This window comes from Acinetobacter sp. NigerLNRRAM0016 (genome assembly GCF_054112845.1).
On sequence record NZ_JBSYVT010000068.1, the window covers coordinates 1 to 8,532 of the forward strand.

The 8,532-nt window shown below is 63.6% G+C and carries 9 protein-coding genes and 1 pseudogene; 2 read left to right on the plus strand and 8 right to left on the minus strand.

The window, feature by feature from the left end; translation table 11 throughout:
- Positions 1 to 169: 169 nt before the first annotated feature.
- From ACWQ4X_RS19145 to groES, 5 genes and pseudogenes are all read right to left on the minus strand, one after another.
- On the minus strand, positions 170 to 859 hold the full coding sequence (locus ACWQ4X_RS19145; protein ID WP_227499389.1) for a DMT family transporter: 690 nt from the start codon (positions 857 to 859) through the stop codon (positions 170 to 172).
- 59 nt (positions 860 to 918) lie between these two features.
- Positions 919 to 1,209, minus strand: coding sequence for a hypothetical protein (locus tag ACWQ4X_RS19150; RefSeq protein WP_434736111.1), 291 nt, complete (start codon positions 1,207 to 1,209; stop codon positions 919 to 921).
- Between the two features lie 132 nt (positions 1,210 to 1,341).
- A pseudogene (locus tag ACWQ4X_RS19155) lies at positions 1,342 to 2,871 on the minus strand (IS91-like element ISCR21 family transposase).
- A gap of 188 nt (positions 2,872 to 3,059) precedes the next feature.
- Positions 3,060 to 4,700 carry a chaperonin GroEL gene (gene groL, locus ACWQ4X_RS19160; protein WP_004201176.1) on the minus strand — a complete coding sequence of 547 codons (1,641 nt, stop codon included), beginning with the start codon at positions 4,698 to 4,700 and terminating at the stop codon, positions 3,060 to 3,062.
- Between the two features lie 55 nt (positions 4,701 to 4,755).
- Complete coding sequence (gene groES, locus ACWQ4X_RS19165; RefSeq protein ID WP_004201172.1) at positions 4,756 to 5,046, minus strand: co-chaperone GroES; 291 nt, start codon at positions 5,044 to 5,046, stop codon at positions 4,756 to 4,758.
- Positions 5,047 to 5,239: 193 nt separating this feature from the next.
- Here groES and cutA point away from each other — a divergent pair, with 193 nt between their 5' ends.
- Together cutA and ACWQ4X_RS19175 are read left to right on the plus strand one after the other, a co-directional pair.
- On the plus strand, positions 5,240 to 5,569 hold the full coding sequence (cutA, locus tag ACWQ4X_RS19170; protein ID WP_004201171.1) for a divalent-cation tolerance protein CutA: 330 nt from the start codon (positions 5,240 to 5,242) through the stop codon (positions 5,567 to 5,569).
- Positions 5,570 to 5,573: 4 nt separating this feature from the next.
- Positions 5,574 to 6,605: a protein-disulfide reductase DsbD domain-containing protein gene (locus ACWQ4X_RS19175; RefSeq protein ID WP_004201169.1), complete on the plus strand. Its 1,032-nt coding sequence runs from the start codon at positions 5,574 to 5,576 to the stop codon at positions 6,603 to 6,605.
- 10 nt (positions 6,606 to 6,615) lie between these two features.
- On the opposite strand, the gene ACWQ4X_RS19180 is transcribed toward ACWQ4X_RS19175, so the two are convergent.
- From ACWQ4X_RS19180 to ACWQ4X_RS19190, 3 genes are read right to left on the minus strand one after another with little or no spacing between them, the layout of a single operon-like run.
- On the minus strand, positions 6,616 to 7,254 hold the full coding sequence (locus ACWQ4X_RS19180; protein WP_004201168.1) for a phosphoribosylanthranilate isomerase: 639 nt from the start codon (positions 7,252 to 7,254) through the stop codon (positions 6,616 to 6,618).
- A 4-nt stretch (positions 7,255 to 7,258) separates the two neighbouring features.
- A complete protein-coding gene (gene ble, locus ACWQ4X_RS19185) occupies positions 7,259 to 7,624 on the minus strand; it encodes a bleomycin binding protein Ble-MBL (protein WP_004201167.1) in 366 nt (121 codons plus the stop codon).
- A 3-nt stretch (positions 7,625 to 7,627) separates the two neighbouring features.
- Entirely contained in the window at positions 7,628 to 8,440 is an 813-nt protein-coding gene (locus tag ACWQ4X_RS19190; protein ID WP_004201164.1) for a subclass B1 metallo-beta-lactamase NDM-1, read from the minus strand.
- Between the last annotated feature and the right edge of the window lie 92 nt (positions 8,441 to 8,532).

An 8,532-nucleotide genomic window follows, 5' to 3' on the forward strand; every position in this document is an offset into this window, starting at 1 on the left:
AATTATAACGCATTACGTATAAGGTGTATTATGTTAATTTTAGAAATTCTAAAAAAAGGATAGTTAAAAACTATCCCTTTATCTTGTAAGAATTATCTTAGTAATAATACTGGTTTTGTAGAGCTTGATAACAATTTGGTCGTCGTAGGGGTTCTAGGGATTTTCCCCTCTAAAGTAACATAAATCGCCATAACCCCAACATCAGCCCCCATTGCGGAGCGGTCGGCGTCACCCACTGCCCACCTCCCATCATCGTCGAGGCCACGGCTCCCCAAAAGCCCATGTACAACATATTGGTGGAAAAGGAATCAGTCTGGCTGATCTTGCGCGTTAACACGTTGAATACAGCGAACATGAAGGCTGAAAGCAATGGGATCAGAGACGCCACGCTAAATACGCCCATGCCAGGTTGAAGAATGATCAACGTACCCGCAAAACCGACCATGGCTGCCAGGGTCTGACGCAGACTGACAGACTCTCGCAGCACCAAGGCTGCTAATAACATGGTCAGTAGGGGAAATATCGCGTATATCGCGTGGGTTTCCGCCAGCCCTAGGTAACGCAAAGCCAGGCCGAACACAGCTATCTCGAACACGCCAAGCAATGCCCTCAATACCTGGAGCATCGGCTGGCCAGTTCTGACCGCTCTTTTCAGCCCTCCCTTCAACAACACGAATACGACAGCGAAAAGCAGGAAAAACCAGTACCTGACCATCACCAGTTGTACGACAGGCAGATCTTTGACCAAGGTCTTGGTAAGACCATCCTGCATAGCGAAGATGAACATCGAGAGCAGGCACAGTCCGATACCGATACGAACGTCTTTGGCAGGCGATGTCATGCTGATGCTCTGTTCCAAGGTGTTTGCCTACATCTCTAGGTCATTGAATTCGGATGTCGCGGGAGGGGTACGGGCCATTAGACAAAGCTACCCAAGGCAAGCAGCATCAGCAGCACGAGAATGACCTTTCGCGCTACCGCTTCCTCTACATGCTGGGCAATCCGCGCGCCCAACCAGACGCCTGACACCAGCACTGGCAAGCTCATCACGCCAAGATGTAGCGACTCGCGTCCGAACAGGCCAAGCGCCCAGAAAGCGGGGAGCGCAGCCACATCCATTGCCAAAAAAGCTGCAACGATCGACGCCCGCCCCGCTTCCAAGGCCAGCGGAGAGCCAAGGAAAAAGACGATCACGGGAGGACCACCCAAGCCCAGTGCAGCGGCTCAGTGCGTAGCCATTTCTCACCGAATCCCGGCACAGGGCCGAGCGCAGCCCTGCGGGGTCGTGGCCGCATCGGATCGGACTCTGGCTTGGCTGCCGGCTGTGTGGCCGGCGCCTCATCACGCGGCGGGCGGCGGGGCGCGCGCTGCGGGCCGGTAGTGCGCTTGCTCCAGCGCGCCGTGTTTCTCGAAGTGGGCGAGGATGGCGCGAATGGCCTTGGGGTCTTCGATGCTGGCGACGATCCGCACCGCGCCGCCGCAGTGGGCGCAGGTGGTGATGTCGATGGAAAAGACCCGCTTGAGCCGTTGCGCCCAGCTCATCGCACGGCGCTTCTGCTCGGGGCTGCGCGGCTCGTCGTGGGCGCTGACGTCCACTGGCGCCGCATCGCCCGCAGGCCGCCTGCCGCGCCCCGAGGGCGTCAGCTGCGCGCGCAGGTTTGCATTCGGGGCGAATACGCCGTGGAAGCGGGTGAGATGCGCGCGTGGCGGCGGGACCAGTGCCGCCAGCTTGGCGATGAAGTCCACCGCATCCCATTCGACATGCGTGGTGCCATTGCGCCACGGCGTCTTGAGCTGGTAACGCACCCTGCCCTGTGGCGAGATCGATAGCCGCTGCTCGCTGATCGCCGGGCGCGTGATGTAGCGGCACAGCTTTTCGAGCTTGTGGCTTTCGTGTGCTTCCGCGGCCACGCCGGCATGCAGCGAGAAGCCGCCGACCTTGCCGGCGTCGCCCTCCAGCGGACCGGCGTCGCCAGGCAGCGTTTGCAGCGTGACGACCTTGCGGCCAGCGTCGCGACCGGTGGCGATGCGGTAGGTCATCGAACTCATCCGCAGCCCATCCATGCCGTCGTCGCTACCCGCGCTGTCGGACAGGAACACGGATTCGTCTTCGCCTTCGAGCCAGCCGCGGCGCGACAGGTGCCGGCACACGCGATGCGCGATGGTGTTGGCCAGTTCCGTCAGTTGCGCCGATGTGGGCGCACGGGTGCGGTGCAGGCGCGGCTTGCGCTGCGGACGCTCGGTGGTGTCCTCGTACACGCCGTCGAGCCACAGCATGTGGAAGTGGATGTTGAGATTCAGCGCGCTGCCGAAGCGCTGGATCAGGGTCACCACGCCGCATTGCGCCGTATCCCGCGGCACGCCGGCCTGATCGGCAAGCCAACCGGCGATCACACGATGCACGATGCCCAGCACCGGGCCGATCGCCTCAGGCTTGCTGGCGAACAGGAAGCGCAACGGGTACGGGAAACTCAGCACCCATTGCCGCACCGGCCGCGGGCCGAACACCTCGTCCACCAGATGCCGCGCCGACTCGGCCATGCGCCGTGCGCCGCAGCTCGGGCACAGCCCGCGCTTCTTGCAGGAATACGCCACCAGCCTCTCGGCACGACAGTGCTCGCAGACCACGCGCAGGAAGCCGTGCTCGAGCACGCCGCAGCGCAGGTAGGTCTCGAACTCCTCGCGCACATACTCGGGCAGCGGGCGGTCTTCGGCCTCAAGACGCGCGATGAAGTCCGGGTAGTGCGCCTGCACTAGCGCGTACAGCAGCGTGCGCTCGGGCAGGTGGCGCGCCTAACGCGCAGCGGCGTGGGCGGCCGGCAGTGGCGCGCACACCTCGGCCTGCCGCCGGGGTGCGGTCAGGCGCGGCACGCAGCGCTCCGTTGCAGGGACGGCTGCTCAGGGTTGCGCCCGCGAGCACGCGTTCATATCGGCGTTTTCTGATCTTCGCGTCAGACATTGCCGCGGGGCGGGTAGGAAGTCTCCCGCCTCGGACGCCAGAACGCACAAAGCCCGGCACGAGGCCGGGCTTTGTGGTCTTGCTTGATGGATCGCGGGGCTTAGAAATCCATGCCGCCCATGCCGCCCATGCCGCCGCCGGCCGGCATCGCCGGCTCGTCCTTCTTCGGGGCCTCGGCCACCATCGCTTCGGTGGTGATCATCAGGCCCGCGATCGACGCGGCGTTCTGCAGCGCGGTGCGGGTGACCTTGGTCGGGTCCAGGATGCCGAACTCGATCATGTCGCCGAACTCGCCGTTGGCGGCGTTGTAGCCGAACGCACCCGAACCTTCGACCACGCGGTTGAGGATGACCGACGGCTCATCGCCGGCATTGGTCACGATCTCGCGCAGCGGGGCTTCCATCGCGCGCAGGGCGATCTGGATGCCGTGGTTCTGGTCTTCGTTCACGCCCTTGATGCCGGCGATCGCCGCCTTGGCACGGATCAGGGCGACGCCGCCGCCCGGGACGATGCCTTCCTCGACGGCCGCACGGGTCGCGTGCAGGGCGTCTTCGACGCGCGCCTTCTTTTCCTTCATCTCGACTTCGGTGGCGGCACCGACCTTGATCACCGCAACGCCGCCGGCCAGCTTGGCCACGCGCTCCTGCAGCTTCTCGCGGTCGTAGTCGGAGGAGGTCTCCTCGATCTGCGCCTTGATCTGCTTGATGCGCGCCTCGATGCCCGCGCCTTCGCCGGCGCCATCGATGATGGTGGTGTTTTCCTTCGACACCTGGATCTTCTTGGCGCGGCCGAGGTCCTTGATGGTGGCCTTCTCCAGCGACAGGCCGACTTCCTCGGAAATCACCACGCCGCCGGTCAGGATCGCCATGTCTTCCAGCATCGCCTTGCGACGGTCGCCGAAGCCCGGGGCCTTCACCGCGCAGACCTTGACGATGCCGCGGATGGTGTTGACCACCAGGGTCGCCAGCGCTTCGCCTTCGACTTCCTCCGCCACGATCAGCAGCGGCTTGCCGGCCTTGGCCACGCCCTCGAGGACGGGCAGCAGGTCGCGCACGTTGGAGATCTTCTTGTCGTACAGCAGGATGAAGGGATCATCCAGGTCGGCCGACATCGACTGCTGGTTGTTGACGAAGTACGGGCTCAGGTAGCCGCGGTCGAACTGCATGCCCTCGACCACGTCGAGTTCGTTGTCCAGGCCGCTGCCTTCCTCGACCGTGATCACGCCTTCCTTGCCGACCTTGTCCATCGCCTGCGCGATCAGGTCGCCGATGTTGGCATCCGAGTTCGCGGAGATCGCGCCGACCTGGGCGATTTCCTTGCTGGTCGACGACGGCTTGGACAGCGACTTCAGTTCGCCGACCGCGGCCTTCACCGCCTGGTCGATGCCGCGCTTCAGGTCCATCGGGTTCATGCCGGCGGCGACCGCCTTCATGCCCTCGCGGATGAACGCCTGCGCCAGCACGGTGGCGGTGGTGGTGCCGTCGCCGGCGTTGTCGGAGGTCTTGGAAGCGACTTCCTTCACCATCTGCGCGCCCATGTTCTCGAACGCGTCAGCCAGTTCGATTTCCTTGGCGACGGAGACGCCGTCCTTGGTGATGGTCGGCGCGCCGTAGCTCTTCTGCAGCACGACGTTGCGGCCCTTCGGGCCGAGGGTCGCCTTCACGGCGTTGGCGAGCACGTTGACGCCGCGCACCATCTTGGAGCGCGCGTCTTCGCCGAAACGAATGTCCTTGGCAGCCATTGCGAATTACCTCGAAAAATTATTCGGATGAGAAATGTGTGGGAGCGACGCGCGATCAGCCGAGGATCGCGAACAGGTCGTCTTCCTTCACCACCAGCAGCTCGACGCCGTCCAGCTTCACTTCGGTGCCGCTGTACTTGCCGAACAGCACCTTGTCGCCGACCTTGACCTGCGGCGCGCGGACCTGGCCGTTGTCCAGCACCTTGCCGGTGCCGACGGCGACGACTTCGCCCTTGATCGGCTTCTCGGTGGCCGAATCCGGGATCACGATCCCGCCGGCGGACAGCTTCTCTTCTTCCATGCGCTTGATGACCACGCGGTCGTGCAGCGGCTTGATATTGGACATGGCAACCTCGGTAAATGGTTGATTGACGTGGAAAAACCCGGCGATTTTAGCAGTCGCGCGAAGCGAGTGCCAAACCGCGGACAACAGAACCGGGCGAACCCGGCATGCCACCGAGATGGGGCGGGCCCGCCGACTTTCAAGGGCCGCACGCGGATGTCCGCCAGGCCCGCCGGATCGGGGCAGCCGCTACCCTATGCCGGTGAGCGCCCTGATCTGCTTCTGCACCTGTCCCGACGCCGACAGCGCCGAGCGCATCGCCACCGCGCTGGTGGCCGAGCGCCTGGCCGCCTGCGTCAACCTCCTGCCCGGCCTGCGTTCGGTCTATCGCTGGCAACGCAAGGTCGAGGCCGCGGCCGAGGTCCTGCTGCTGGTCAAGACCAGTGCCGAGGCCTACCCCGCCCTGCAGGAACGCCTGCGCCAACTGCATCCCTACGAACTCCCGGAGCTGCTCGCGGTCGAAGCCGCGTCCGGCCTGCCCGAATACCTGCAATGGCTGGCCGCCGAGAGCCGACCGGTAAACTGAGCCAATGACCGCATCCACGATCCGCCTGCGCCGCTGGCTGGCCGGGCTCGCCCTGCTGCTTGCGCTGCCCGCGACCTCGGCCGTCGCCCAGGACTTCGAACTGCCGCCGGTCGACGAGGTCTTCGTCCTGTCCGCGCAGGCCACCGCGCCGGACCGCATCGAGGTGCGCTGGCGGATCGCCGACGGCTATTACCTGTACCGGCACCGCACCTCGGTCAAGGCCGATGCCGCCTTCACCGGCGCGACCATGGCGCTGCCGAAGGGCAAGGCCTACCGCGACGAATTCTTCGGCGACGTCGAAACCTACCGCAAGGAATTGCTCGGCACCCTCACCGGCACGCCCGCGGCCGGCGCGAGCGCGACCACCCTGACCGTGAAGTACCAGGGCTGCGCCGATGCCGGCGTGTGCTACCCGCCGCAGACCCGCACCCTGAAGGTCGCGTTGCCGGGCGAAGCGGGCGCTGGCGGCTTCGGCTGTAAGGCGCGCGGGCTGCATGATTATGTCGTCAAGAACGGCTCTGCCGATCATCCCAACGCCGAGGTGAAATTCGCACTGGGTGATGTGGTCAACACCATGATCGGCTGCACTAATGGTGAAACGATCATGCTGTGCCACGACACCTCGCTGCCGCGCCCCTATTCTCTCGGCTTTCGGGTGCAAGGCACCGAGGGGCTGTGGATGGACGTCAACAAGTCGATCTATCTGGAGGGCAAGAGCCCACAGCCGCACCGCTGGGAGCCTGCCGAGGGCTGGTTTGCGAAATACGATCACCCGCTATGGAAACGCTACGCCGATCTGGCGGCAGGGGCCGGGCATGGCGGGATGGACTGGTTCGTGATCCACGCTTTTGTCGAGGCGCTGAAGGCCAAGGCCCCGATGCCAATCGACATTTACGACGCGCTGGCCTGGAGCGCGATCACGCCTCTGTCGGAACAATCGATTGCTGAGGGCAATCGCACGTTAGATTTTCCCGACTTCACCCGAGGGCAGTGGCGCACCCGCAAGCCGATCTTTGCGCTGAACGACGCCTATTGATCGACGCGATTTAGGCCAAGCGCACCGCAAAGGCGAAATTGGTAATCTTGTCGGTATCCTTGACGCCCGGCGCGCTTTCGACGCCGCTGGAGGTATCGACCAGCGGCGCTCCGGTGCGCGCAATCGCCTCGGCAACATTCGTCGGATTTAGCCCGCCTGCCAGCCCCCACGGCAAGGCACCGCGATATCCGGCCAGCAGCGACCAGTCGAACGCCAACCCCATGCCGCCGGGCAGCGCGCCTTTGGGGGTCTTGGCGTCGAACAAGATCAAGTCCGCCGCCCCGGCATAGGCTGCGGCGCGTGCGACATCGCTGGCGCTGGCGACGGGCAGCGCCTTCCACACCGGCTTGCCAAACCGCGCGCGCAACTGGGCCACGCGTTCGGGCGATTCCGAACCGTGCAGCTGCAGCGCGTTCAGCTTGGCTGCCACCAGTGCGTCGGCGATGACAGCATCATCCGCATCGACGAACAAACCGACCATGGCGATCTGGCCAGCTGCGCGCGATGTCAAAGCGCCCGCGACATTCGACGTAACCGCACGGGGCGACGCTGGATAGAACACCAACCCGGCATAGTCCGCCCGCGCCGCGATGGTCGCATCGAGCGCCTCGGGTGTGCTGATCCCGCAAATCTTGATTTTCGCGGGCATGCGGTCAGTCGGGGTTCTGGATCAGCCGCACCAGCGTGCAGTCGGGATCGATCAGGTAGCCGATCCTCAGGCCGCTCGCCTCCAGTTGCGGAGCTTTGAAGCGCGGCCAGCCGGTGCTTTTTTCCTCGGCTCCCGCCGCGTTCACCAATGCCACCATGGCATCGAGATCATCCAACCGCAGGCAACAGCCGAACGAGCTCGTAGCTGGGTCGAGGTCAGGATAGGGGAAGAATTCGAGCTGCAAACCGCCGCGCTGCAGGATCATCCAGCCGCGATCCTTCCAACTCGTCGCAAAGCCCAGCTTCGCATAAAACGCCTCTGTCACATCGAAATCGCGCGATGGCAGATTGGGGGTGACGTGGTCAGCCATGGCTCAGCGCAGCTTGTCGGCCATGCGGGCCGTATGAGTGATTGCGGCGCGGCTATCGGGGGCGGAATGGCTCATCACGATCATGCTGGCCTTGGGGAACGCCGCACCAAACGCGCGCGCTGACGCGGCGTAGTGCTCAGTGTCGGCATCACCGAGATTGCCGAGCGACTTGGCCTTGCTGTCCTTGATCAGGCAGCCACCAAAAGCGATGTCGGTGCCGTCGATCCCAACGGTGATATTGTCACTGGTGTGGCCGGGGCCGGGGTAAAATACCTTGAGCGGGCCAAAGTTGGGCGCGGTTGCTGGTTCGACCCAGCCATTGGCGGCGAAAGTCAGGCTGTGTTGCGCCGCAACCATCCCCTCTTGCGGGGCAAGCTGGTTCGACAACGCATTGGCATAAGTCGCAATCCCCGCCGCATGCAGCGCGTCCATACCGCCCATCTTGTCCTGATGCGCGTGAGTCACCACCGCCAGCGCGACCGGCAGGTTGATCTCCTGCTTGATCCAGTTGAGGATCTGGGCGGTCTGGTCATCGGTCCAGGCGGTATCGACCACCAGCACGCGGCCGCCATCCCTGACGATCAAACCGTTGGAAGCGACTGCCCCGAAACCCGGCATGTCGAGATAGGAAGTGTGCTGCCAGACATTCGGTGCGAGCTGGCGGAAAACCAGATCGCCAAACCGTTGGTCGCCAGTTTCCATTTGCTGGCCAATCGTCGGGCGGATTTCACCGGGCATGCACCCGCTCAGCATCAATGCAGCGGCTAATGCGGTGCTCAGCTTCGCGACCGGGTGCATAATATTGGGCAATTCCATCAAGTTTTCCTTTTATTCAGCATTAAAAACCCCGCAAATGCGAGGCCTAGTAAATAGATGATCTTAATTTGGTTCACTGTAGCAAAAATATG